Origin of the sequence: Moorena producens 3L (assembly GCF_000211815.1) — a bacterium.
Classification (GTDB): domain Bacteria; phylum Cyanobacteriota; class Cyanobacteriia; order Cyanobacteriales; family Coleofasciculaceae; genus Moorena; species Moorena producens.
This window is the reverse complement of sequence record NZ_GL890832.1, coordinates 83,475-108,474: the sequence shown is the minus strand read 5'-3', so window position 1 is coordinate 108,474 and position 25,000 is coordinate 83,475. Positions and strand designations below refer to the sequence as shown.

Sequence of the window (25,000 nt, the reverse complement as noted above, 5' to 3'; positions counted from 1 at the left end):
GGCGTTGGGACACCTGTGCACGTTCCAGTAATCGGCAAGTTAAAAAAGCCGATTTTTCGTGTTATCTGTTGTAGAAGTAGTAAGCAACTGCAACGGTTTTGGATTAAGCTGATGCGACAGATTAATTTTTTGCTGATTTTCTCTCTATGTCTGGCACTAGTCTTATTTGGCTTGGAAAATACCCAATCTGTTTCCATTAGGATTATTGATGGTATCCAGGTTAAGGCTCCCTTGGCGATTGCACTGATTCTAGCCATGTGGCTTGGAGCAGTAATAGCCTGGTTATTCAACTTGTGGACGCGATTTATCAATTTTATAGGAACTCGTAAGATGGTTGGGCAGATACGCTCGAAGGATGAACAGATTAGACAATTAGAAGACGACATTCAACAATACAAAATTGAGATTGAACAGAAACAGTTTCTCTTATCGGCATCTGACCCAATGGGAGATAATCCACTATTAGACTAATTCTAGGATTACCATAATTCTAGGATTACCATTGGGGATTGGTAAAATGTGAAGGAACTGAATCTCCCCTATACGCTATAGGATTCAATGCCTGAGCAATATAAGTCTAACAACAATGTTGTTTACTCTTGTAAGTACCCTGTTGTAGTTTGCCCTAAGTACAGACAAAAAGTTCTGACAGGCAACCTTGAGAGCACGCTCAAAGAGTTAACTAGAGAAGCTTGCCCAAACATGGACTAAGAAATTATAGCGATGGAAGTAATGCCAGACCATTTACATCTTGGGATCGAACTTAACTCTAAGTTTGGAGTTTATAAAGCAGTCAAACATTAAAGGGATGTCTTCTATAATATCTCAGAAAATAATTGCCGCAACTTCGCTCTAGACTGCCTACGCTTTGGACTAAAAGCTATGGGCGTTTGTCCCGCTGGCGGTGGGTCTATCGAAGTTATTAAGAAGTACATACAAGACTAAAAGCGCCAGTAAGTTGTTCTATTTGAGGAGTGAAATTTACTGCCGATAGAGGAATATAAAGGCTACCATTGCACCAGGAAAAATCGCCAATTTATGGTTTCTATTCAGATCAATCCTGTTTGTTTCAGAGGTGGTATTCAATGTCTCTACAAGAGTGAAAATTTAAGAGGTAAAATTTACGCTTATTTATTTTTGTTGTCCTATTTGTCCTCCCTCCAAATTATACAATACCGATGCTACCAGACTTGATGTGACCCCAAAAAGAACTTCCGCAGTAACTCTACCTGTAGGGTCACCCTACTAGTTATAGCTTATAGGGTTTGGTGCCTAGTTTTGTGTAAGTCCTGCCGTCAGTTAATTGACCAACAGTATCGAACAAGACATGGCTATATATTAGTCAATAGACTTGATCCTATAGATGACTACAACACCTGCTACCGAAGCGATCGCTATTCTCATTGATGTGGCACAGCGGGGAGAAATTGACCCATGGGATGTTCAGGTAATTGATGTCATTGACCGCTATCTAAGTACACTGGCATTAGACAGTGATCCAGAACTTGGATACCGTGACACGGACTTGTCTCAGTCTGGGCAAGCTTTTCTATGGGCATCCATGCTAGTTCTACTGAAAGCCGATACCTTGGAACGTTTAGAAGAACCCGAGGAGTTGGAGGAATCCGAAGAACTGGATGGGTCCGAGGAAATTGATGGCAGGGGAGATAGAGGTTTGCCTCGCCATCTAGAACGTCATATACGCCGTCGCTCTGCTGCCCGACCCCCTAAAAGACGCCCAGTAACCCTGCCAGAGCTAATTCAACAGTTGCAAGAGATGGCAGTCCAACTGGGTGAAAAGCCCTTACCTTCCCCTAAAAAAGGGACTCGCTCTAGTGCCCGTAGTCAGGCAGCTCGTATTGCCCATCTAGCTCACGATGAAAACCTGACCGAGATTGCCACACGGCTGGAGGAATTTCTATGCCGCTACTGGTATGACCTAGCGGCAGACAAAGATTGGCTGAATTTAAATCAGTTGTTAGAGTGGTGGACGTTATCCCCATCATCAGTTGCATCAACTTCCGTTGGTTCTTCTTACCAGGAGGACAAACTGGGAACAGCCAAGATGTCGGCAAAAGCTGACACAGAAACAGCAATCACTCCTATTGAATCACCAATAGGGGACAGAGTTAGTGTTTTCTGGGGACTGCTATTGTTATCTGCTCAGTCTAAGGTTGAGTTATGCCAAGAGGAATTCTACCAAGATCTAAAAATCCGTAAATTGGAGTCATGAACCCCACGCTTAAAAGCAGGGGCTTGTAACATCAACTAGCCTTGTCAGGAAACCAGGAATTCTCAGCTGGAGTCACTCAAAGCATCACTCAAAGCATAGGTTACAGAAAATTCCAGCTTGTTTGCCCCTGTGTAATAGTAGCGGGGATGAAAACGAGTTAGGGACTTTAGTCCCTTGTGCTAATCGTGGGTGAGAGCTCAAGGACTAGTTAGAATCGTACTCAATTGCCCACATCAACCTCTATGGATTTAGTTTAAGGAGAAAAGATACATGAAAGCCATGATTCTGGCAGCTGGCAAGGGAACTCGCGTTCGCCCTATCACTTACACTATTCCCAAGCCATTGATTCCCATCCTGCAAAAACCAGTAATGGAGTTTTTACTAGAACTATTACGACAACATGGCTTCGACCAAGTTGTGGTCAACGTCTCTCACTTGGCTAACGAAATTGAAAGCTATTTTCGAGATGGGCAACGCTTTGGCGTTGAAATTGCTTATTCCTTTGAAGGTCGCATTGTCGATGGTCAACTGGTTGGGGAAGCCCTCGGCTCAGCTGGTGGCATGCGCAAGATCCAGGACTTTTATCCCTTCTTTGATGATACATTTGTGGTGCTCTGTGGTGATGCCCTAATTGACCTGGACTTGACAGCAGCAGTTAAATTCCATAAAGAAAAGGGAGCAATTGCTACCCTAGTGGCAAAACCTGTACCACGAGAACAGGTTTCTAGCTACGGTGTCGTAGTTACAGATGAAACTGGTCGAATCAAAGCTTTCCAAGAAAAACCCTCAGTTGAGGAAGCCCGCAGTACCAATATCAACACAGGAATTTACATTTTTGAGCCAGAAATATTTAAATATATCCCCTCTGGTCAGGAATATGATATTGGGGGCGAACTGTTTCCCAAACTTGTGGAAATGGGGGCTCCTTTCTATGCGGTGCCAATGGATTTCCAGTGGGTTGATATTGGTAAAGTGCCAGATTACTGGCGAGCTGTTCGAGGTGTCCTGCTCGGAGAAATCAAGAATGTACCGATTCCTGGCAAAGAAGTCGCTCCCGGAATCTATACTGGTTTAAATGTGGCCGTAAATTGGGACAAAGTGGATATCAAAGGTCCGGTTTACATTGGTGCTATGACCCACATCGAAGATGGGGCAAAGATTATCGGACCAACTATGATTGGTCCCAATTGCTGGATTTGTAGCGGAGCAACCGTTGAGAATAGCGTAATTTTTGAATATTCTCGCCTTGGAGCCGGAGTACGTCTAGTGGATAAGTTAGTGTTTGGACGCTATTGTGTTGATAAGACTGGTGCGGCTATTGATGTTCAGGCGGCAGCTCTAGATTGGCTGATTACTGATACCCGCCAGAGTTTGCCTGTGACTGAACCAGCAGAACGACAAGCGATCGAGGAAATCCTGAGCAGCAAGAGTTAAAAGGTTCACGTAAATCCCCGTCCTGATAGAAGGCGGGGATTTACCCAGCTAAACAGCGTTAAAGAAATTTTCCAATTCAAGATCACACAAGAGGATCACGCGTATTTGGTAGTTGCTACTTTGAAATATTGACTATAATGGAAAAAGGAAATAACTGCAAGGGGCCTTAATGGTTTCGACGTGTTGGTGAAAGCTGACCCGTGATTCAGGTCGAGAGTGAGTCTTCTCTCGCAAATACCGGACTCAAAAAAATTGTAACTGCGAACAACATCGTTCCTTTTGCTCGTAAGGCTGCACCTGCTGTTGCCTAAACACCTATAAACAGGTTCGAGCGTCTGTAGTTTGACTCCGTTAAGGACTATAGACTTAACCCCAACGGATGCTCTAGTAAGCTGTCTTTGGTCGGTTTGCTAGCTAAGACTTCACCAAAGCATCCTGTCATCCGGGATAAGGGATGATCCCCGCTCCGAGGGTTAAAGGGGCTAAGCCTGTGAATGAGCGATAAGTAAATAACCAGGGCGGACACGGGTTCAATTCCCGTAGGCTCCATTAAAAAATAAATATGACCATAAATATCACCAATTCAGATTGATTTCCCTGAATAAATCCAGAAAATCATCGTTAATTTTATCAGTGTTAATTTTTATTGTCTTAGGAACCATGGAAGTTGTTATTCCGTGATTATAGTTAACTGTAATCACCAATCAATACTTCCACTTCTCTATTGATTAATCTGTTGATAGCAGTTCTCAAAAAGGTTCGGTAAGTCTTGGAAAAATAGGATTAATTTTACTGATAAAAATAATAGGAGTGACTATCCTGTCACTAATTAATCAATCTGTTATCGATGCGTGTTTATTAGCTTAAGCTAACCCCACCTCAATCAAACATTCTCAATCAAACATTGTAGATAGGGTTAGCTTAAGCATTCTGTTCAACCTGGATTTAGTACTATCGGGTTAAGAGCTTATAACGTGATCTTAATAAGCACCATGCCTATTAAAGATTACCATGATAGTTTTCAGAATCAGCTTCAGGTCGTAGCCGATAGACCACTTACGTTGGTAATCCAAGTCCATAAGAACCACATCTTCAAAGTCAGTCACCTTTGAACGACCATTGGCTTGCCATTCACCGGTGATTCCAGGTTTAACTCTTAAACGCTTATAGTGATGGCGCTTGTAGCCCATTACTTCATCAAAGGTAGGAGGACGAGTTCCGACTAGGCTCATATCTCCGATCAAGACATTCCAGAATTGGGGAAATTCATCAAGACTGGTACGACGTAGAAAGCCTCCGATCCGACTGATACGGGGATCATTTTCATTTTTGAATATATGACCTTTAGCTTGGTTTTCTACTAAGTGCTTGAGTTTGTCTGCACCCACGATCATTGAGCGGAATTTCCTGATTTGGAAGGGTTTGCCATTCAGACCACAACGGATCTGACTATAAAATAATGGACCGGGATCGACTATCGACATAGCGAACGCAATGGGAATTGCGATGCTCACGGTAATTAATAATCCAACCAAAGCTCCAATAATATCAATTAATCGCTTGATATTATTGTTAGCTGAATGATGAACCTCTTGCTGAAATAAACAACTGGGTATTCTGTTATCCCAAATTGGTGAATCAACCGAGGTATAAGCAGAAGACTTGGAGATAATCACGGCTTTTTATTAGTTATCTAAAGTTGATTAAACGACGAAATAATTGCTTGAAATACCAAGGCTGATAGAACAGTTATGCTCAAGGGAGCTAACTTGCTTAGGTAGTTTTTGCCCAAACTTTACGGAATAGTCTCCTGCCATTTTTTAAAATATTTGGTAGGCACCCACTAACCCTAAAGTCTTTGTTGTCAACTAAATAGTCTATTAACCAGACCGCTGAAAACTTTAAAAGTTCCCGCTAAAGTAGATATTTTTTTATAAAAGTAACTGATATATAGGTAGATGACCTAGTCATTTTTATTGACCGCCTTATTAATAATTTTTAATCGAAGCCTCTGCTCATAGTATTTTGGTTTGTCAAAAAAGGAGTAGTATATTTTGTATCATTTCACTGAACTTTCACATTGTATCGGCGAATTCGTGAAGGGATTGTGAATTGGGGTTGAATTAATTGACTTCCAGTCTGAATTTTGGTAATAATAGTTAACTATTACTAATCAAAAAATGACTCGAAATGATTAGAAGTTAAAATAATGCAATTGATGTTAAAATGATGTTAAAATGCTAGGTATACATCCCTCAAGACTACTTCTGATCCCAAATCCAAGTTAAAAACCTCCTTTATAATTAAGTCACGGGGCGAAGCCTTGGGTCAAAGGCAGGTAAACGCAAGCTTATCTAGCCGCAACTTCCCTCTCGACTGGGCTAAAAGGGGGCTATAAAAGCGGATTTAAGATCACAGATAAGTAAACACGGCTATAGCTTAGCCATGTTGCCAGCTTGGCAGTAATTTTCAAGAATTTACCGAAAACAGAACAGAAGCGCTTCATCCGAGTCTCTTAAGAGCGTCCCACGGATTGCGAAGGGCTGACGCCCCGCTGCGCGAACACATCTGTTCTGTAATGAAAGAAACTTGCATCGTCAAAAGCCACTATTTTGCTCAAAGCTCTTGAATATTCCGATCCATCCCGTGCCCCCGCCCCACTCCATACCCCAAAAACCCCACACCCTCTCAAACGTTAAAGCTACTTGTCACCCCTTGAGGTAATTCACACCCATCTGTTCACACAAATCTGTCAAGGCATTAATAGTAGCAATGACTTCTGAATGGTCAACGGAGTCATTGGTCCGAGATGTCTTCTGGGACTCTGGCGTAGCATCGGCTAAGTGCGATTGGCCGTAGGCCACGCTACGCGATCGCAATGGTGTCTTTTCTTCAGACAATCCTATGCCCCAGGATTGAGGCAACTCTCCTGTTGACCAATCCATTGCTGGTTCCTGAGTCAAATCTGATTGGCCTTTGGCCACGCTACGCGAACGGTCAGACACCACCTCAGTCATAGTCAGAGAGTTTTTGTGCAATAAGGTTTCCGGATGTAATTGAAAGCTATCCTTATCCTCAAGTTGAACCTGTACATCCGGTGGTTGTTGTGAGGAAGACCATAGGCTTGAAGATTCTCGTCCTAACTGCTGAGCTAGACGATTCACAAAGGCAGCAAAAAACATTTCTCCCTGCATGCCTAAGCTGTGCATTTTTTCAAGTTCCTGAGATAAAGACTCCTGGTAACCTTGAAGATCTCTGTGTAGGGTCTCAAAAATCAACCGCTGGTTAACATCTATATTCTGTATGAGTTGATCAGATTGTTTTTGAAGCTGCTGTAGTTGCTCAATCACCTTTTGTCTTTGGACTACAGCAACAATCTCGTCCTGATTTGAAGGCAATCGGTTGATTGAGTCATCACTAGTGGGATTCTGTTTTAAGTGAGCTTCCCAATTCGCTAAAATTTGAGATAGCTTTTGCGTCAAGCTTTCGACAAGGCGGTTGATTAGCCCTTGTGAGAACTCTGAAGCAATCTGCACATTTGCAGTTTGTTGTTTGGTATAGTAATCCAGCTGCTGCTTGGTACTCTCCAAACGCTGAATTTCTCGTACCAGAGACTCCCGCTGTTGCTGTAGAGCCTCCAACTCTACCTGCCATGGTTTCGTCAAATCGGTACGTAGATGGTTCATTTCTTGATTAACCGCTTGCAGGATTTGCTGCACTTCCTCCTGAACAGATGTGGGTACTCCCGTCTGAGATGGGGTTACTGTAGTACTTGTATTGTCCGATTCTACCCCTAGTTTTTGCTGTTGGGAAACTAGGTAGCTACGAACTTTCCGCAAAACCTGGTGTGCAGCCGCTAGGTCACCAGACTTGAACCATGGTAGAGGAAAGTCAGGCTTATGGAGGATGTGGTCAATATCAGCAATCAGAGATTGAATGTCGGTTTGAGCAGTCACTTTGAAACCCTTGACGAGAACAAATTGAGTCATACAGGAGTGAGAGTCAACCCCCTGTGTCTAATGTTAAATTGCCAGAGTCACCAAACTATTACAAATTGTTCATCATGGAGCATAATAACTGTACTTACCCGATGTGATTATTGCCAAGCCCTCTACCAGAATGAGCCTACCTCAGCTCACTGCAAGTAGTTTAGCTCCAGTAGAATCTTTGTTTGTCAAGGCAATTTCACTCACATCAGTCATTTTCGTTGGTCTACCAAAGGTGGTGAGGTTAAGCAGATCTGTTTCATTGGCTTCTTTTAGTTGACACAGGCAAACTCCCTGACTCACTTGATTTGACAGCGGATCATCTATCTATTCAAGGTGTTTACGAAGCGCTCATGATCCCATGGAAGACCGATACAATTCATCTGAAGTTAACTCTAATGTTCATGATTCGATGGCTAGCACTCCTTTTTTTGCTGGCTTACCAGATTCTAGTGTCAAAAAAGCCATTATTAATATGGTTACCCGTAGCCATCCTGCAAATCGAGTGATTTTACTTGAGAATGACTGGGGGGGGTCTGTCTATTTCATCTTAGATGGTTGGGCAAAGATTCGCACCTATAACCTGGATGGGAAGGAGGTGACCCTCAATATTCTTGGGAAAGGAGAAATCTTTGGTGAAATGGCAGCCTTAGAAGAAGTACCTCGTTCAACAGATGTGATTACCTTAACCCCTACAACCATTGGTAGTATACCCGCTCAGGATTTTACCCAGTTAATTCATACGGAACCTTTGGCTGGTGTCCACTTAGCTCAGTTGATGGCAAAGCGTCTGCGTCAGGTTAACCGACGCCTACGCTTGCGGGAGTCAGATAGTACCTCACGAGTGGCAGACACCTTGTTGTTTCTAGCTGAAGGACAAGGCAAATTGAAACAAAGAGGAACTGAGATTCCTAACTTACCTCATCGAGAGATAAGTAGCCTCAGTGGATTGGCGCGGGAGACGGTCACACGAGTCCTGACAAAGCTGGAGAAGAAAGGCTTGATCATGCGGGATCACGATACCCTTTTTATCTGTGATCTGCCTGCTCTCGAAAAGATGATTATCTAGTCTTGATATATAAGGTATCTGCAAATGAGGAGAAATTTGAGATGGGCTAAGATGCAAGGGTACTTTAACAGTATCTCTTCTGTTATCATCTGTCCCTTTCCTCAAGAGGTTACTAAATTTGCATGAGTGATTCTTTTGATGATGGTCAAGCGGCTTCACAAGATCTCTTTGCCCAATCTAAAAACAAACCCACAAAATCAACAACGGAATTCCCTAAGAGCAATGCTGATGTAACTGAGATCGGGCATCAATTAACTGGGGAGCAAAATCACCCACTAGAAAAGAGGGAACCTAGGGCAGTCTACAAACAATCCACTTCTGCTAACTCCCCTAGCCTGAATAATGGTCTAAACCCTAGACCTCAGACACCTATAACCATGGTAGAAACAGCGTTTCTGGCCAGTACCGCCAGCTTGATTTGGCTGATTAATTATTACTTTCCTCTAGGACCAATACTCAAAATGTTTTTCCCAGTGCCGATTGCTTTAGTCTACCTAAGGAGGGGCAGTAGGGCATCCTGGATGGCAGCACTGGTTTCGGGGTTGTTACTATCAGTGCTGATGGGAGTAACTCGCAGTATTATCTTTTTGGTCCCTTATGGTCTGATGGGGGTGCAACTGGGAGCTTTGTGGAAACGTCGAGCTAGCTGGCTGCTTTCTATTAGCATGGGTACGCTAATTGGTACAATAGGCTTCTTTTTTCGGTTTTGGTTGTTCTCAATTCTATTGGGGGAAGACCTCTGGGTTTACGTGATGACCCAGGTGACAGGATTATTGGATTGGTGGTTTCTCAAGCTGGGGTTGCTATTTCAGCCCAGTCTATTTCTAGTTCAAACCCTGGCTGTAGTAATGATTATTATCAATAATGCCATTTATTTATTCGTGGTGCATATTGTAGCCTTACTCATGCTCGACCGATTAGGAAACCCGATTCCTAGACCACCAAACTGGGTAAAAGTTTTGCTGGATTACGATTGAGCTATTAGTCATTGGTCACTTGTGATGGCGAAGAGACTGTTTGTTATACTTTCAAAGGTCAGCTTACACGCTACTTGAGGGCTACGCTTTCCGCAAACAGTTATCAGCTCTGAGCCCTTGGAGCTTAGAGCTTAAGCTTGATTGATTACCTTTAGCTCAGTTTATGCCCGTGGTAAGTATGGCAATCGTTCTTTTATTTTATGGAAATTTATGGAATTATATGGCTAACTATTGTGTGTGAAAATGTGTGTAAAAAAATAGTAATATTAACTAGTTAACTAGTTAATACTTGATTTGCTACTTTTACAAAACGATTCTGTTACCTTATCCAAAGTTTACTGTTCCCTTTCACCACAATTAATCTATAGTGTAGTGTTTGTTTCTATTTATTTTTATATTTCAGATCAGAACTAAGGACTAAGAATTAAGGACTAATGATCCGAGTTTATACCGAGCAGGTAAAGGGAAAACGGTGGTTACAGCAGTATCAGGGATGCTCACCGGTATTTGCTTGTATTTTAGGATTCACTGCTACTGGCCTGATTCCAGGTATTTCTGCTGCTGGCGCTACCCCAGATGATCGTCAGTATACTGCGATCGCTGATGCTGAGTTTTTGGTCAATGGAGTTACTCCCCAACCTCAATATCCCCTTCCTCCTCTAACTGTGGGAGTATCCCCTGTCTTGATTTCCCGTGCTTTAGTGGAGGCATTTAACCTACCCATCTATCTGTTCAATGCTGGTTTACCTCACCCTCCGACAGTACCAGCCATTGACTTAGGTGGTATTCCTGCTAAGTGCCTAACTTCTGGCAATGCCTTGCCCCTCGAAACAGTGAAACGGCTATTTGAGCAAGGTTTACAGTGGGGAGAAAAGCTAGCAAGTGTGGTTGGTGATAGCTATCTGATTATTAGTGAGTGTGTGGTTGGGGGAACTACCACCGCACTTAGCCTGCTCACTGGCTTGGGGATTGATGCAGCTGGCAAGGTTAACAGTAGCCATCCCCAGTGCAATCATGCTCAAAAGTGGGAGGTGGTGGAGCTGGGGTTACAACGAGCTGGGTTAGCGGGTAGGGGAGCCGGGGAGCTTCCCAAAAGCGAACCTAGGAAGAAAAATTCACCGTCTCACCCCTACCACCCCGCACCTTTATACTCCGTCACCTCCTCATCCTCTCACCCCCTCACCCCCTCACCACTTGATCACTTAAAGCTAGTGGCAGCGGTGGGAGATCCGATGCAAATTGCCGCAGCAGGTATGGCAATGGCAGCTAGTCGTCGCTGTGGCGTTTTACTCGCTGGTGGTACCCAAATGCTAGCGGTTTATACCTTAGCACAGGCATTGGCAGAGTCGGTTTTACCCTACCCCAGTATTACTGAGGGTAATTCCCTAGCATGGCAACCAGCACAAGTAGTTGTGGGAACAACTCGCTGGGTGGCAGAAGACTCGACTGGTGACACGGTTGGATTAGCACAAGATATTGGGAGTGTACCCCTTTTGGCAACACAATTAAGTTTTACCCAGTCTCGTTATCCTCAGCTACAGGCATATGAGCAAGGATATGTCAAGGAAGGTGTGGGTGCTGGAGGATGTGCGATCGCAGCCCACCTTTATAAGGGCTGGAACTCGGCTGAATTACTTCAAGCCATTGAAAACTTGGTCGAGCAATATCGTCTTTCTCTGAGGTGATTGTTGTTGGAGCCAGTGAAAAAACACTTTACAGTCTGACCAAGTTAGGCACGAAAATCACAGAGGTGCTGATTTGTTTTCCCTATTAACCTTCAACCCTTAGACTAATCTGGATAAAACTGCCAATTAGGAATGAATTCGCTGTGCTAGGAGTTGTTCTTCTAAGGCAGCAATCCGATTGTAGGCTGCTGTGAGTTGGGCAGTTAAGCGTTGAACTTGAATATCAGCAGAGATATTATTATTGCTATTTTTAGAGAAACTACCTAGCCCAGAGTTACTATCAATCAGCACATCTTTATGTTGGGTCAGTAGGTTAATGGCACTTTGACTTTCGTGGGTCCGGGGTATCGGTTGGCCAGTTGGTTGAGATTCCTCAGTTTCCTGCCTTGAACTATTTTTGAGTTCAGAAAGGCCTTCTGAAACCTTCAAACTGAGTTTTTCGATGGATTCGCACAGAGTATCTACTCTATGACTTAGAGCCATGATTTGATTTTGATATTCATCCATAGGATTTAAAACTGCCATAACTTAGTTCTATTTTTATCCTAGTCACTTAAGGAAGAAAATCCGATGAATTGCTGATTTATTTAACTATTGTCAAAAATCTGTCAAAAATCAGCTCTAAACTCCTTAGAGTCTGTTTCCCAGAGTAATTTTTTTCAAAAATGCCAGATAGCCGCTGTATATCTTGATATTTACCCTGATTAATTCAGCATTAATTAATACTTGTCTTTTCTCCCAAGTTTCGCACCACAATTAGCACAATCGGTTTTTTCGGAATTAATTCCTTGGCATTAGTGATTTTTAATACATAACGTACGGATGATTTTCCCCATGTCATTACCTTCTCAAACTCCTAGAGAGATGGTCAACTGCTATTAGTTGACAAGATAACCAATAAGTGAATTAACTTCTTGATCGAGATATTTCTATCCCCCCATCACTTTATCTTACAGATTTAGATTTCTTATAGTTAGGTCTAAAACAAGACTGTGTGTTGAGGGCGAGGAGGGGGAGGAAAAGGGAGACATAGCTGGTGTTTTCGTTCTTTTGATCGTGCTTACTCTTAATAAAATTCAATTAATAATAGTCAAACTATTATTGAGGTCAAATGATGTCAAAGTGATGTCAAAGTAGATTCAGATGCCTTAGCCCTTGACTTAGATTAGTTTTGTTAACCAGACTATAAGTAGTTTTTAATTTATTAGACTTACCACATCTAGCAGATGGCTGTTGGTCTAAGAGGTCACAAAAGTCAGTTCATTGCTCATAGCTATAGTAATTGCTATTGAGCCAATGTAAATTAAGGTCAAAGAGTTGGTAACCAAAGGAAATTCAGAAATACTTATGAAGCGACGCTCCTTGATACTAGGTGCTAGTACCATAGCCCTTAGTCAGTTAGCATCTGGTTGTAATATCGGACAACAAGCCTCTTTAAAGGTAAGGCTGTTGCAAAATTCAATACCAGTTCAGCTGTTGGGTGAATTTCGTAAGACCTTAACACTACGGGCTAAGCTAAATTTTGACCCGGAGAAACAACTATCTGCTTTATTCAAACTCCTGACAACCTTGAAAGAGCAAGGCAAACCCAATAATAATCAAGATCGCTCCTTTTTAGATTTGATCCGGATTAGGTCTAGGACACCGATAAGTCCTGATTTAGTTACCTTAGGAGATTATTGGCTCAAGTCAGCCATTGAGCAGGAATTGATCCAACCTTTGAACATAGAAACGTTGCCAGGATGGAAACAACTGCCGCCAGAGTACCAGAAACTTGTTAAACGTGACCAAACTGGTCAGCTAGACAACTCAGGAAAAGTTTGGGGTGCTCCTTATCGCTGGGGTGCTACTGTCATTGCCTATCGCCGTGACAAGTTCAAAGCCTTAGGCTGGACTCCCACTGATTGGAGTGACTTGTGGCGTGAGTCTTTACGCGATCGCATTTCTGTGTTGAACCACCCCCGAGAAGTGATTGGTTTAACCTTGAAAAACCTAGGCTTATCCTATAATCAACAGGATTTAAATCAAGTCAAAGACTTGAAACCAGCACTTCGACAACTGGCTAAACAGGTTAAATTTTACAGTTCGGATCACTACCTAAAACCTCTAGTTTTGGGGGATACCTGGGTAGCAGTCGGTTGGTCTACGGATATCCTGGCACTAAGAACACGCGATCGCCAAATTGAGGCAGTGGTGCCTCAGTCAGGAACAGCCCTGTGGTCAGATGTATGGGTAAAACCGGTATCAGTTAGCTCTGCTTCTGACTCCTCAGAAAGTAACTCTGAGTCGGATTTAAGCAAAAAGTGGATTGAATTTTGCTGGGATAGCAAATCAGCCAAGCAAATTTCTCTACTGACTAATGCTGCTTCCCCGATTCTGCTTAAGATCCCAAGAAATAAGCTACCACAAGATATCCAAACCTTACCTCTACTGCTGCCAGAAGCAGAAATTCTCAACAAGTGCGAATTCCTCCATCCCTTACCAGAGTCTACACAAAAGCAGTATGAATCCTTGTGGAAAGAAATGCGAAATACGTGAAAATTGCCTGTTCTAGTTTTGTGATAACTGGCAAAAGGCCGAGACTTTGCCAGCTAAAGGGACTTGACCAGGAATACATACCTCCACCTGGCACATGGAATTACCATCACAGGTATAAGCTCCTAAAGGCTTTCCTCGCTGGTTAAATACTCTGGTATTATAGTTATAATCTCTGGCAACGTTGCCCATTTTGTTAATAAAAGCATACCTACCCAGATAGTTAAGCAGACTCCAGAGTTGGCGATTCACTACCAAATCTACCCGGCGTTTACTCGGATAAGCTAACCAATTATCCAGTAGCTTACCGCCAAACTGTTCATCAGCCCACCAGAAACTTGGAGTAGTGAGCTTAGTTTGAGAGATAGTATCAGCAGTAATCACAGACCCATCATTAGGAAGATTATCTGGCTGCAGGAAATTTAAATTCACAGCTTCTGTGTCCGGCTGCACTCCTACAGTCTTTTGAGCTAAAACTGGTTCAGGCTTCCAGCCAACCAGAAAACAGCTCTCTAGAAACACAAGGCAGAATACACAAGGCACAACAGACAAGGGATGTATTTTACTAACGGTGTTTCTTTTATCCATAGGAATGCACTAAAGCATCAGTCAAATCAATAGTGATACCCATTAACCTTCAACCTTCAACCCTTCAACCAACTAACCTTCAACCTTCAACCAACTAACCTTCAACCTTCAACCAACTAACCTTCAACCTTCAACCAACCAACCAACCTTCAACCAACCAACCTTCAACCTTCAACCAACCAACCTTCAACCAACTACCTTATCCCCACAGACGACGCCTAGGAGAACCATTAAGACGCTGGTGGGTATCAGAGAGTAAGGAAGGAATATCCAGTTGTTCGGGGCAACGGGGAAGACACTCACCACACTGGGTACAACGGTTTCCCTTGACCCCCCTAAACCAATGACCAGCATTTTCAAACATTTGATAGCGATATTGACCAAACTCGCTCATGTCGTAAGCCAAAGCAAGATTGCGCAGCCGCAAGACTTCTGGAATGTTAATGGTTTCTGGGCAAGGTAGACAAGCGTAGCATTGACTACAGCGGTCAGTTCCTAGAGCATTGTTCAAGTGGGTTTCCAAACGAGAGAATGCTGCCACTTCCATTGGGCTCAAAGACTCGTCTCGGTTAGCGACACTTAAAGGCAGGGTCACCTCATCTGGGTTAGCCGGTCCAATACTAAGGGTAGTAATGCGGGGATCGCTTAATAAAAATCGATAGTTCAGTTCTAGTGGCGAGAAGGGATGGCACAGTTTCTCTAACGTTGGTGGTGGGGTGTAGAGTTTGCCTGCTTTATCAGCAGGAGATATGATGAAGATGCCCATATCCTTCTGATCAGCCAATTCAATCGCCGCAGCATTGCGTTGAAAGAAGTAATAGTAATGCAGGTTGATGAATTCAAAAAAATCTGTTTGAATTGCCCCTAGAATCACTTGTATTGAACCATGGGTTGAGAAACCAACGTGCCTTATACGTCCCTGGGCTACGGCTTTTTGGACAGCTGCCATACAGCCACTGTCAGACTTTACCCAGGACAGATGCTCTTCAGTGTTAATCCCATGAATTGCTAAACAATCGACATAATCGAGCTGTAGACGTTCTAAGGAATCATTAATCCACTGACTCATCAAATCAGCATCAGGGGTTGGTGGAATCTTGGTGGTTATATATAGCTGGTCTCGTGGTACTGACAATCCAGCTTTCAGGATGTTACCAAGGTATTCTTCACTCTTGCCGTAACCCCTGGCAGTTTCCAAGTGGTTAATTCCTTGAGCGATTACCTGTTGCACTGTCTTCTGAGCATTTGACTCAGACCCTAAGCAACGCATGGTGCCACAAGAAAACACTGAAAGCTGGAGATTAGTTTTTCCAAACCGCCGATAACGCATGTTGCCCAACTGCTGGAATAATCTTATCTTTGGTTAAAACGTTGCCCAAAAAACAGTTGCGCCAAAAATTCAGTTGATGGCCATCGATTGTCTTGGGGTATAGCTTGGGTCATAGCTTCGAGCATAGTTTGGGATATATCTCTTGAGCCCAAGGGTCACTTGCGGTATGGCATCAGGGTTAGAGCATCTGGAAAACTCTCACCAATGGCTAAATGGTAAGGCTTTCAGAAACATCTCTATAATTTTTTGACAGAGCAATTAATATATTGTTGCTGTTAAATCCCGTTTAATCCCAATATTTTGGCTTTAGCTACCACGACTATATCCTCCACGGTGAAGAAAATCTTCTGGGCGGATATTAGATACAAATTCCCGAAAAGCTCGACGCTCCTCTTCATCCTTATCTTGGTCTACAGGTATCGAAGCATCAGCAATAACTTCTTCCATCACCCAAATCGGACTGCCAGTACGCAGGGCGATGGAGATGGCATCACTTGGTCGAGCATCAATTTCTTTCTTTGTCTCACCCTGACTAACACAGAGGCTGGCATAGAACGTGTTATCCTGGAGAGAGTGTATTATAACACGATCCAGTGTTATGTTCCACTCCTCCAGGAAATTGACCATTAGGTCATGGGTCAGGGGACGCGGTGGCGTTTGTCTTTCCAAAGCACTGATAATTGCCTTTGCTTGATCTTGCCCAATATAGATTGGCAGAGCACGCCGATCTAAGACATCTTTGAGTAACACGATGGGGCTACGTGTTACAGTATCTACTGCAATGCCAGCAACTCTCATTTCAATCATCAGCTTAGCCTCTAGAATACGGTCAGCATCAGGGGCATCAAAGCGAAGCGGTAAACTAGTACTGTACAGACGGGCACCGAAACTTGCCCTTGCCAGATCTGTTCTTTTCACGTTACCGGTCAACGGTAAGATTAGCCCTTGAGAATCCAATTCGGTGAGATCAACAAGATTGTATTCTCCAAGTATGCCTTAGTCTCAGGAAATTTGTTTGGCCACTTCACTAAAAAAACACAAACTTATGCCAGCTCTTTTCCTACTAACAGTCTAGTTGCACCAGTTCATCCGCTTACAGAAGAACAGTATAAACAACAGTGTTTACAGGATTAATTCAAGCTCTCGGCACAATCGGACCAATCGGAAGCGATCGCTTTATTGTTTCCGGTACCTCTGATGCTATGGATGTTATCTTACAGGATTTAGAACCTGGTGATAGTGTAGCAGTGGATGGAATTTGCCTAACGGTAGAGAAAGTTTTGCCCACAGGCTTCTCGACCACTGCTTCTGATGAAACTCAGGGGCGCACCACCCTTGGACAAAGGCTACAGACAACTTCTTACGTTAATTTGGAAACGTCTTTGCGTGTGGGTAGCAAACTAGGGGGTCACTTTGTAACAGGTCACATTGACGGTATTGGCTGCTTAACGGAATCTTTACAAACACCAAACTCCTGGGAAATGTGCTTTACAGCACCAGCTTCCTTGATGGATGTGTGGCAGCATAAGATAGCTCGTTATCTTGTTCCCAAGGGTAGCATTGCCGTCAATGGGGTCAGCCTAACGATTGCTGAGTGTGACCCCAACGGCAGTTGGTTCAAAGTAGCGGTGATTCCCCATAGTTACAGCTATACGAATCTTAGCCACTTACGGACTGGCAATTGGGTGAATATCGAAAGTGACATTTTAGGGAAATATGTCGATAAGTTGCTGGGTAACCGAGTGCCAACGCCTGAAGGGATTGATGAAATTTCGCCGGAATTTCTGCTAGAACATGGGTATTTGACATCCTACCCTGGCTGAAGCCTGTAGGGCTGTTTCATGTTTGTGAAAGATCAGGGAGGCCAAAGGTGAACAACTAAACAACCCAACCTTCACATTTCACACTTGAGACTTCACATTCTATTGGATTCCGACCTGGACCGAAACAGAGGCTCAACAAGCACAACAGGCAAGGTTGCTATTAGAGCAAGAACGGCAACGGTCACAGCGGCTAGCAGAGCGGTTAAGGGTGATGGGAATTGACCCGGAGCTTCTGGAATAATCAGGTTCAACAGAAATGCGTTCGCGAAGCGTGACCTTTGGTCAATCGCATTCTGATTAATGTTCTAATTAATGATCTAACTAATGATCTACAAAACTCGATTCCTCAAGTACTCTTCACCCTCTTCCCTTCCCTACTAAACCTTTCCTACTAAAAATCTATAGGCTGCTAGAGTTTCCCTTGCCGTTCTCTCCCAAGAGAATAGCATCGCTCTTTCCTTACCCTTTCTAATCAATTCCTCCCGCAATGGAGAATTACTGATCACCTTGACCATAGCATCTGCTAATTCAATTGGCTGATTAGGGTCAATTAAAATTGCCGCATCTCCCGCTACTTCAGGCAGGGATGAAGTATTAGAGGTAATCACAGGAGCACCCAAAGTCATCGCTTCCAAGACGGGCAGACCAAACCCTTCATAGTAGGAAGGATAGACAAAAACATCTGCATTTGAGTAAAACCAGGCTACTAGTTGATCGGATAAGTAGCCCAAATGATGAATATGGTGTTTCCACGGGGAACTAGCAATAGCAGAAAAAATAGATTCATAGCACCATCCTTTTTGTCCAATCAGTACTAACTGATGCTCAATTTGATGCCGTTGTTTTAAATAATTAAATGCTGCAATCAGAGTATTAATATTTTTCCTAGGCTCAAGAGTACTCACAAATAAAATATAGGGTTGGGCGAAGTCGTAATTAACTGATGTCACCAAAGACTGAACCGTGTTATTCGGTAAATCTAGTGTATTGGGTAAATCTAAAGTAGAGTAACGGCTAGCTTGAGGAATAACTTGGATGTTGTCAGGATTTACTCCTAGGTAATTGACGATATCCTGTTTAGTAGACTGGGAAACAGTAATCACTAAATCAGTCCACCGTAAACATTGTTTTACCCGAGCAGTATAGCTTTTAACAATTGAGTTAACATACTGAGGATATTTAATAAAAGTTAGGTCATGAATCGTCATAACCCGCAAGCTTTTTCGACAGGGATAAACCACATGATCAGTACCATGGACGATATCATGATTGCCTAAGTATTGCTCACAATAAGGTAAAATGGGATTAGGTACAGTGGCTAGTAAACTAGAGATAGTAACCGGTAACGGTATAGTTTTAATCTCTAGATTTTTAATCTCTAAATGCCTAGTTAGCACTTCAAGAAATGACCAATCACGAGATAACCATTTTCTTACACTTGGTTGATAGGCGACACTTAACTGAAAGTCTTCCTGACTTTGTAGCTTATGGAGTGCCTGAATTAAATTTAAGGCATACATTCCAATGCCACTTAACTTATGGCGAATTGGTGTAGCATCAACAGCAATTTTTATCATATTTTCCTTACTTAATTACCAAGTAAAATTATAATTGCTACTTGATAATTAACTAATTACTATAGATAAACTCGGTTCCGGTCAAGATGCCATCACAAATAACATCTAATCCTTTACTTTTACCAGGAATGAATTCATTGAGATCACATACCTGAAGTTTAAATTCCGATGGATTACTAGCTTCGGTGGTCATCTCTAGGGGAATCATGCGGCGGAAGAAAAAGTGATAGGCATACTTTCTTGCTCGTTTTATGATTGCCTCAGGTAAGCCATCCCCTAGGGGTAACTGATCTAAATACTGAACATACTCCTCTACAGAACTGGCATCCATAGTTATGCCTTTATTACGAATCCACGCTTCTCCTGCAACGATTACAGGTATACCCATGCTAGTTAATTCTACGCCCATTTTAGTGCCGTAGATCAGAGCCGCATTACATTGGAGGATAGCAGCATAGGTGCTAACGGTACTTTCTGGAGGAATCACAAACACATTTGGAGGCAGAGTGGGGAAAACCTGACGAATTTCTTCAAACAAGGGTTGACGCGATCGCAAAGTCCCTCGAATCTCGGCTGGGTGAATCCGAATTAACAACTGTAACTCTGGTCTTTTAGCAAAATACCGAATAGTTGTCAATACCCATTCCAGCATATTAGGAAAAGCATTAACTGGGTAATGGAGTTGAGCATCCCACATCACATTAGTCAGTAACCCAATACAAGGACGAGAAAAGTCTACTCCTACCGCATCAGTAATCTTGGTCAGGTCAAACTGAGGACTTTCATGGAACCAAATCCAATCCTGAGTTCCTTGCCAGCGACTTTTCAAATAGTCCATCAACTGCTGTTCCATCTGGGAAGTCCACGGTATAGTTTCCCAATTACTTACTGGCTCCCACATCAGCTGGTGATGATAGGTTTGATGGTGACTAAAGATAAAGCATTGTTTGCGATAAGCAGGATTCCAGTTCACCACTCGCACCCCTTGCTGACGGGCTACTTCACCAGTCAACCCCTGAGGAACATAAATGCCGTGGTTAAATACAGCACACTCAACCTTAACCGTTTGCAGCAGCCGACGGGTTGCCCAAGTGGTCAGGATTGCGGCTTGGAAGTAACGCTTGAGAATCGGCTCAGCATTGGGTTCCCCTTCCAGGGAAGCACGAGCATAAAATCGCAGAGCTCCCGCTAAAGCGTGTTCTCCTACAGCTACCCCATTTAGGGTGTACTTTTCAATTTCAGCAATAGTGAGACTGCTAGCTATCTCCTTGGCCTGTTGGTAATCTGTATCTGTGAGAAATTCACTGTAGCGATGGATAGTCAATCCTAGAGGCTTATAGATCCGATCGGCTAGGGGAAAGCAGTCGTTACATAAGTCACGTTTAGGACCATGATTTACAAACAAGTCCTGTTTGGGATAAAAACTAACATCACACCAAAAACAAGCCGGTAAAATACCATCACAGAGCAAAATGTGAACTTGAGCACCCCTGAGGGTTAAGCCCACTGCTAGTAGACTTTCTAAAGTGATGGAATGGATTTCCCCACCCACACTAGTAGCTACCAGAATCTTAGAGCCAGTTTGGGCAGCCTTTAGGGCATTTTGCCATTGGTTTAGAGACCCTTTCAAGACCAAATCCCACCTGGGCTGATCTCGAATAATGCGCTGTCTGCGCTTATAGAGCTTAACCCTGCGATGAAGGGATTTGTTCCGCTTGAGAAACTCTTTGATCATTTGATAGTTTACAGTTGACGGTTGACGGTTGAGTGTGAGCAGGTGACACTCAGCTAAGCCGGATTACTAGGATATTACGTTCACCATAGAGGTTTGGAGATAATTATTTTTGTATGTACTTTATGTAATCGTAACTGTAACCCCAAGCCAAAACTATGCGAGAACTCTATCCCCCCATCGAAGCTTACAACCAGCAAACCCTAACAGTTTCTAACCTCCACACCATTTATTTTGAAGAGTCCGGTAACCCACAAGGTCAGCCAGTAGTGGTGTTACACGGAGGACCAGGAGGTGGTAGCCAACCGGTTTATCGCCAATACTTTGACCCACGGAAATGGCGAATTGTCATGTTTGACCAACGGGGTTGTGGTAAAAGTATCCCCCATGCTGAACTTGAGCAGAACACTACCTGGGATTTAGCTTCTGACAAAATTCATCCCACGTCTCAAAGCGTAGCGTGAGCGTGGTCAGAAGTTACCGCAAGAATAGTGGAGCCTTTATAGTTGGCAGTCTGTGAGTTAAGGGTTAAATCTTTTTGTAGTAAGGCTCCACTATTCTAAGGTTTCATCTCCGGGATGAATTTTGTGCAGGGTTTTTGTTGCTCATCTCAGGAGTGTCTTGGTTTTCAATGTACTTTTTAAGAGTAGAAATAGTAACGCCACCACAACTAGCAATAAAGTAAGAACTATTCCACTTGTGCAGGTTTTTTGTAGTAAATTATGGCTAGTTGTTCACCAAATTCTACTCTTATTTTTCGGCTTGAGACACTCTTCAATAGACATCTCCAAAAATTAACCTCAAACCCTTGCACTGCCTGGGTCAAAACCGAGTGTCTGGAGATGTCTAATGAGTTAACCAGTTTACTCAGGTGAATGTCAGGGTGATACTGGAACAGCAGGTTAACATGGTCTTTTTCCCCATCAAGGCTAACAAGCTGACATTCTTGTTGTTGAAGTAAGTTTTCAAAAATTTCATGTAAACGGCTAATCATCTCACCAGTAAAGACTTTGCGACGATACTTGGTCGTCAAGACGAGATGAGCTTTAAGGTCACAGACAGACCGACCCTTGGATAAAAAGTCATTCTTCATAACAATCCTGCTGTTGTCTGCTATAATCAGTGTAGCTTAAAAGTTAACACCAATGAAATACACGTATCAATATCGACTATATCCAGAGACTCAACAAACACTCACACTGAACCAGTGGCTGCGAGTTGGTCGATATTGGTATAACCGGATGTTGGGTGAGCGTTTTGATTGGTGGCAGAAAAATAGATGTCCGGTCAATGCCTGTCCATTAATCTGTTACCTTCCGGAGCTTAAAGATCAGCCCAATTTCTACAGCCAGAAAAAGCAACTTCCAGTTATCAAGAAAGACTTGGTTAAGATTGGATGGTCTGGAGAGTTGATAGACTTTACTGAGGTTTATTCAACTGTTTTGCAAGATGTCTGTACAAGAGTAAAAAACGCTTTTAACAGGTTTATAGCAGATGACAAAAATGGTAAACGCAGTGGCAAGCCTCGATTTAATAATGTTGCCAGATATCGGACGTTAAACTTTACAAATGCTGATAATTCTTGGTTAAAGTTCTGTACTGTTAACGGAAAATGGTTGTTTGTTCAAGTTCCTAAAATTGGTTTGATTAAGCTGAGAATACACAGACCGTTACCTGATAGTGCAAACTTAAAACAGCTATCAATTACAAGGAAAGCTGACGGATGGTACTGCAACCTGAGCCTAGAGGATAAGTCAGTGCCGGAGTTCAACCCTGATGACATTATTCCTACTTGGGAAAACTCAATTGGAATGGATGCTGTTCTAGATAGAGGCTTTTATCTAGCAATATCCGATGGCAAGAAACTCCTCTCCCTTAAACCACTTCGTCGGAATCAAGACAAGTTAACCACAGTTTCTCAACGCAAAAATAAGCGTAAAAAAGGAAGTAAAGCCAGACGTAAACTAGCAAAACGGGAAGCCCGTATTCATCAACAGATAGCTAGGAGTCGTGAAGATTTCCAGTACAAAACTGCTCATCAACTGGTGAATACAGGTAAGAAAGTCTTCTTTCACGAGAAGCTGAACCTCAAGGGTTTAACTCGTCGCAATACTCCTAAACGAGGGCGAGATGGTACGTTCTTATCCAATGGTCAATCATCAAAATCAGGACTTAACAAGTCTTGGTTAGATGCAGGCTTTGGTCAGTTCTTTGAAGTGCTGGGTCAGGTAGCCGCAAAAGCTAACGCCAGTGTAGTCGAAGTCAAGCCAAATTACACATCTCAACTCCTCTCTTATCGAGATGAATTTGTGTTCACCGACCGAGATATGCGAGAGTATTTCGATCAGGAATTAAAGCTGATTGTCGATAGAGATGTCAACGCATCAATCAACATAAAGCGAGTCGGGCTGGATGTGTTCCCGACTATAAAACGCCGTAGAGGGAAGCCTGTAGTTGTTGAATCTACTACTAATAGTACCTCAAAGGAAGCTCTGACCGCTCTTTATGAGCATCAGAAGCCCACACTGAAAGCGTAGCGGAGCGTGTGTGGTACATCACTTAGTGATATCGAAAAACTGCGAGTAAAACTGGGTATTGACCAGTGGGTAGTTTTTGGCGGTAGTTGGGGTAGCACTCTTTCTTTAGCCTATAGTCAAACCCATCCTGAACGCTGTCTAGGACTGATATTGCGGGGAATTTTTATGCTTAGGCAAAAAGAAATTCTTTGGTTCTATCAGGAGGGAGCAAGCTATATTTTCCCTGATGCTTGGGAAGACTATATCAAGCCGATTCCACAAGCAGAACGCCATGATCTAATTTCTGCTTACTATCAACGGTTGACCAGTCCGGATCCTTAAACCCGCAATTCAGCAGCTCGGGCTTGGTCAATTTGGGAAGCAAGTACGAGTAAACTCTTTCAAGACCCAAGCCTGATCCAAAAGTTTGGTGAGGGTGAATTTGCTGATGCATTTGCCAGAATTGAGTGTCATTACTTTGTCAATAAAGGCTTTTTTGAACCAGAAGACCAGTTACTCAGGAATGTAGACCGGATTAAATCTATCCCTGGGGTGATTGTCCAGGGACGCTATGATGTGGTGTGTCCGATGGTATCAGCTTGGGAATTACATCAGGCTTGGCCAGAAGCTGAGTTGATTGTGGTACCTGATGCCGGTCATTCCATGGCAGAACCAGGTATTCGCAGTGCTTTGATCGAAGCAACGGATAAGTTTTTGACCTGACTGGGTGACAGCAGCCTTGTTAGCCTGACACGGTTAACGGTTGACTGTTAACTGTTATACTGAGAAGTTGGTTGATTTTTACTTAAGTATCTTATATAGCGATGGATATAGACTATCCAGACATTGATATTGCTCCCATAATCGACCATGCCCTGCTTATTCCCACGGCTACACCAGAGCAGGTGGAAAAATGGTGTCAAGAGGCAGACCAATATAAGTTTGCTACAGTGTGTGTCCCGCCAGTTTACGTCAAACAAGCGGCTGAACTCCTCCACAGTAGAGTACCAAAGGTTTGTACCGTGATTGGTTTTCCGATTGGTGCCACAACACCCACTGCTAAGCTTTATGAAGCCCAAGAGGCAGTGGAAAATGGAGCGACAGAGCTGGATGTAATGATTCACCTCGGTGGTTTGAAAGCCGGTAAAACCGAGGAACTTTACCAAGAAATTGCCCAAATCTGTGAAGAAACGGGTAAAACCGTCAAAGTCATCTTGGAAACTACTGTGCTGAGTGATACGGAAAAACGTCTTGCTGCGGAAATCTGTATGGATGCTGGGGCGCAATTTATCAAAACCAGCACTGGCTGGAATGGTGGTGCCACAATTGATGATGTCCGATTTTTGAAAAAAGTCACCAAGGGGCAAGTTGGAATCAAGGCATCAGGAGGTATCCGAACCATCGAGCAAGCTTTGGATTTAGTCGTTGCTGGAGCAACTAGGCTAGGCACGTCTCGTGGTCCTGACTTGCTGCGACAACGGGATAACTTGGAAATTAAAAATTAAAAATTAAAAA

The 25,000-nt window shown here is 43.1% G+C and carries 19 protein-coding genes, 1 other RNA gene and 4 pseudogenes; 14 read left to right on the top strand and 10 right to left on the bottom strand.

The genetic code is table 11. From position 1 onward, the window contains the following. The 5 genes and pseudogenes from LYNGBM3L_RS05945 to ssrA all read left to right on the top strand — a co-directional run. On the top strand, positions 1-471 hold a 471-nt coding region (locus LYNGBM3L_RS05945; protein ID WP_008180250.1), incomplete at its 5' end, for a LapA family protein. 87 nt (positions 472-558) lie between these two features. Continuing rightward, a pseudogene (gene tnpA, locus LYNGBM3L_RS35950) lies at positions 559-945 on the top strand (IS200/IS605 family transposase). A 418-nt stretch (positions 946-1,363) separates the two neighbouring features. Further along, on the top strand, positions 1,364-2,233 hold the full coding sequence (locus tag LYNGBM3L_RS05940) for a segregation/condensation protein A (RefSeq protein ID WP_008180248.1): 870 nt from the start codon (positions 1,364-1,366) through the stop codon (positions 2,231-2,233). Positions 2,234-2,503: 270 nt separating this feature from the next. Beyond that, positions 2,504-3,667 carry a nucleotidyltransferase family protein gene (locus LYNGBM3L_RS05935; RefSeq protein WP_008180246.1) on the top strand — a complete coding sequence of 388 codons (1,164 nt, stop codon included), beginning with the start codon at positions 2,504-2,506 and terminating at the stop codon, positions 3,665-3,667. A gap of 160 nt (positions 3,668-3,827) precedes the next feature. Continuing rightward, positions 3,828-4,219: a transfer-messenger RNA gene (ssrA, locus tag LYNGBM3L_RS35320) on the top strand. 428 nt (positions 4,220-4,647) lie between these two features. Here the strand turns inward: ssrA and LYNGBM3L_RS05930 are convergent. Together LYNGBM3L_RS05930 and LYNGBM3L_RS05925 are read right to left on the bottom strand one after the other, a co-directional pair. Then, complete coding sequence (locus LYNGBM3L_RS05930) at positions 4,648-5,298, bottom strand: sugar transferase (protein WP_044492349.1); 651 nt, start codon at positions 5,296-5,298, stop codon at positions 4,648-4,650. 1,077 nt (positions 5,299-6,375) lie between these two features. Next, positions 6,376-7,623 carry a DUF445 domain-containing protein gene (locus LYNGBM3L_RS05925; RefSeq protein WP_131827231.1) on the bottom strand — a complete coding sequence of 416 codons (1,248 nt, stop codon included), beginning with the start codon at positions 7,621-7,623 and terminating at the stop codon, positions 6,376-6,378. A gap of 391 nt (positions 7,624-8,014) precedes the next feature. Here LYNGBM3L_RS05925 and LYNGBM3L_RS05920 point away from each other — a divergent pair, with 391 nt between their 5' ends. The 3 genes from LYNGBM3L_RS05920 to LYNGBM3L_RS05910 all read left to right on the top strand — a co-directional run bounded on the left by LYNGBM3L_RS05920 (position 8,015) and on the right by LYNGBM3L_RS05910 (position 11,384). Then, positions 8,015-8,722 (top strand): Crp/Fnr family transcriptional regulator, encoded by a 708-nt coding sequence (locus LYNGBM3L_RS05920; protein WP_008180239.1) that lies wholly within the window; start codon positions 8,015-8,017, stop codon positions 8,720-8,722. Between the two features lie 122 nt (positions 8,723-8,844). Further along, positions 8,845-9,699, top strand: coding sequence for a DUF2232 domain-containing protein (locus LYNGBM3L_RS05915; protein ID WP_008180238.1), 855 nt, complete (start codon positions 8,845-8,847; stop codon positions 9,697-9,699). Between the two features lie 434 nt (positions 9,700-10,133). Further along, positions 10,134-11,384, top strand: coding sequence for a nicotinate-nucleotide--dimethylbenzimidazole phosphoribosyltransferase (locus LYNGBM3L_RS05910; RefSeq protein ID WP_008180236.1), 1,251 nt, complete (start codon positions 10,134-10,136; stop codon positions 11,382-11,384). A 126-nt stretch (positions 11,385-11,510) separates the two neighbouring features. Here the strand turns inward: LYNGBM3L_RS05910 and LYNGBM3L_RS05905 are convergent, their stop codons facing one another. Both LYNGBM3L_RS05905 and LYNGBM3L_RS48410 read right to left on the bottom strand, forming a co-directional pair. Then, complete coding sequence (locus LYNGBM3L_RS05905) at positions 11,511-11,909, bottom strand: hypothetical protein (protein WP_008180230.1); 399 nt, start codon at positions 11,907-11,909, stop codon at positions 11,511-11,513. A gap of 190 nt (positions 11,910-12,099) precedes the next feature. Further along, positions 12,100-12,225, bottom strand: coding sequence for a hypothetical protein (locus LYNGBM3L_RS48410; RefSeq protein ID WP_267871991.1), 126 nt, complete (start codon positions 12,223-12,225; stop codon positions 12,100-12,102). 506 nt (positions 12,226-12,731) lie between these two features. Between LYNGBM3L_RS48410 and LYNGBM3L_RS05900 the strand changes: the two genes are divergently transcribed. After that, positions 12,732-13,922 carry an extracellular solute-binding protein gene (locus LYNGBM3L_RS05900; RefSeq protein ID WP_008180229.1) on the top strand — a complete coding sequence of 397 codons (1,191 nt, stop codon included), beginning with the start codon at positions 12,732-12,734 and terminating at the stop codon, positions 13,920-13,922. A gap of 12 nt (positions 13,923-13,934) precedes the next feature. Here the strand turns inward: LYNGBM3L_RS05900 and LYNGBM3L_RS05895 are convergent, their stop codons facing one another. The 3 genes from LYNGBM3L_RS05895 to LYNGBM3L_RS05885 form a co-directional block, all read right to left on the bottom strand. Beyond that, complete coding sequence (locus LYNGBM3L_RS05895) at positions 13,935-14,507, bottom strand: hypothetical protein (protein ID WP_063747921.1); 573 nt, start codon at positions 14,505-14,507, stop codon at positions 13,935-13,937. 199 nt (positions 14,508-14,706) lie between these two features. After that, positions 14,707-15,837 carry an aldo/keto reductase gene (locus LYNGBM3L_RS05890; RefSeq protein ID WP_008180225.1) on the bottom strand — a complete coding sequence of 377 codons (1,131 nt, stop codon included), beginning with the start codon at positions 15,835-15,837 and terminating at the stop codon, positions 14,707-14,709. Between the two features lie 306 nt (positions 15,838-16,143). Beyond that, entirely contained in the window at positions 16,144-16,644 is a 501-nt protein-coding gene (locus tag LYNGBM3L_RS05885) for a bifunctional nuclease family protein (RefSeq protein ID WP_044492346.1), read from the bottom strand. 311 nt (positions 16,645-16,955) lie between these two features. Between LYNGBM3L_RS05885 and LYNGBM3L_RS05880 the strand changes: the two genes are divergently transcribed. Further along, positions 16,956-17,660 (top strand): riboflavin synthase, encoded by a 705-nt coding sequence (locus tag LYNGBM3L_RS05880; protein ID WP_008180222.1) that lies wholly within the window; start codon positions 16,956-16,958, stop codon positions 17,658-17,660. 377 nt (positions 17,661-18,037) lie between these two features. Here LYNGBM3L_RS05880 and LYNGBM3L_RS05875 read toward each other — a convergent pair whose 3' ends face one another. Both LYNGBM3L_RS05875 and LYNGBM3L_RS05870 read right to left on the bottom strand, forming a co-directional pair. Further along, positions 18,038-19,237: a glycosyltransferase family 4 protein gene (locus LYNGBM3L_RS05875; RefSeq protein ID WP_008180220.1), complete on the bottom strand. Its 1,200-nt coding sequence runs from the start codon at positions 19,235-19,237 to the stop codon at positions 18,038-18,040. 52 nt (positions 19,238-19,289) lie between these two features. Next, positions 19,290-20,972, bottom strand: a complete 1,683-nt coding sequence (locus LYNGBM3L_RS05870; protein ID WP_008180218.1) for a hypothetical protein — start codon at positions 20,970-20,972, stop codon at positions 19,290-19,292. Positions 20,973-21,127: 155 nt separating this feature from the next. Here LYNGBM3L_RS05870 and LYNGBM3L_RS05865 point away from each other — a divergent pair. After that, positions 21,128-21,400 (top strand): annotated as a pseudogene (locus tag LYNGBM3L_RS05865) (alpha/beta fold hydrolase); the annotation flags it as partial. A gap of 136 nt (positions 21,401-21,536) precedes the next feature. On the opposite strand, the pseudogene tnpA (LYNGBM3L_RS05860) reads toward LYNGBM3L_RS05865, so the two are convergent. Beyond that, a pseudogene (tnpA, locus tag LYNGBM3L_RS05860) lies at positions 21,537-22,062 on the bottom strand (IS200/IS605 family transposase). Positions 22,063-22,114: 52 nt separating this feature from the next. Between tnpA (LYNGBM3L_RS05860) and LYNGBM3L_RS05855 the strand changes: the two are divergent. From LYNGBM3L_RS05855 to deoC, 3 genes and pseudogenes are all read left to right on the top strand, one after another. Further along, positions 22,115-23,506 carry an RNA-guided endonuclease InsQ/TnpB family protein gene (locus LYNGBM3L_RS05855; protein WP_044492333.1) on the top strand — a complete coding sequence of 464 codons (1,392 nt, stop codon included), beginning with the start codon at positions 22,115-22,117 and terminating at the stop codon, positions 23,504-23,506. A 21-nt stretch (positions 23,507-23,527) separates the two neighbouring features. After that, positions 23,528-24,208, top strand: a pseudogene (gene pip, locus LYNGBM3L_RS05850) (prolyl aminopeptidase); the annotation flags it as partial. 101 nt (positions 24,209-24,309) lie between these two features. Beyond that, entirely contained in the window at positions 24,310-24,990 is a 681-nt protein-coding gene (deoC, locus tag LYNGBM3L_RS05845; RefSeq protein WP_008180207.1) for a deoxyribose-phosphate aldolase, read from the top strand. The last annotated feature ends 10 nt before the right edge of the window (positions 24,991-25,000 follow it).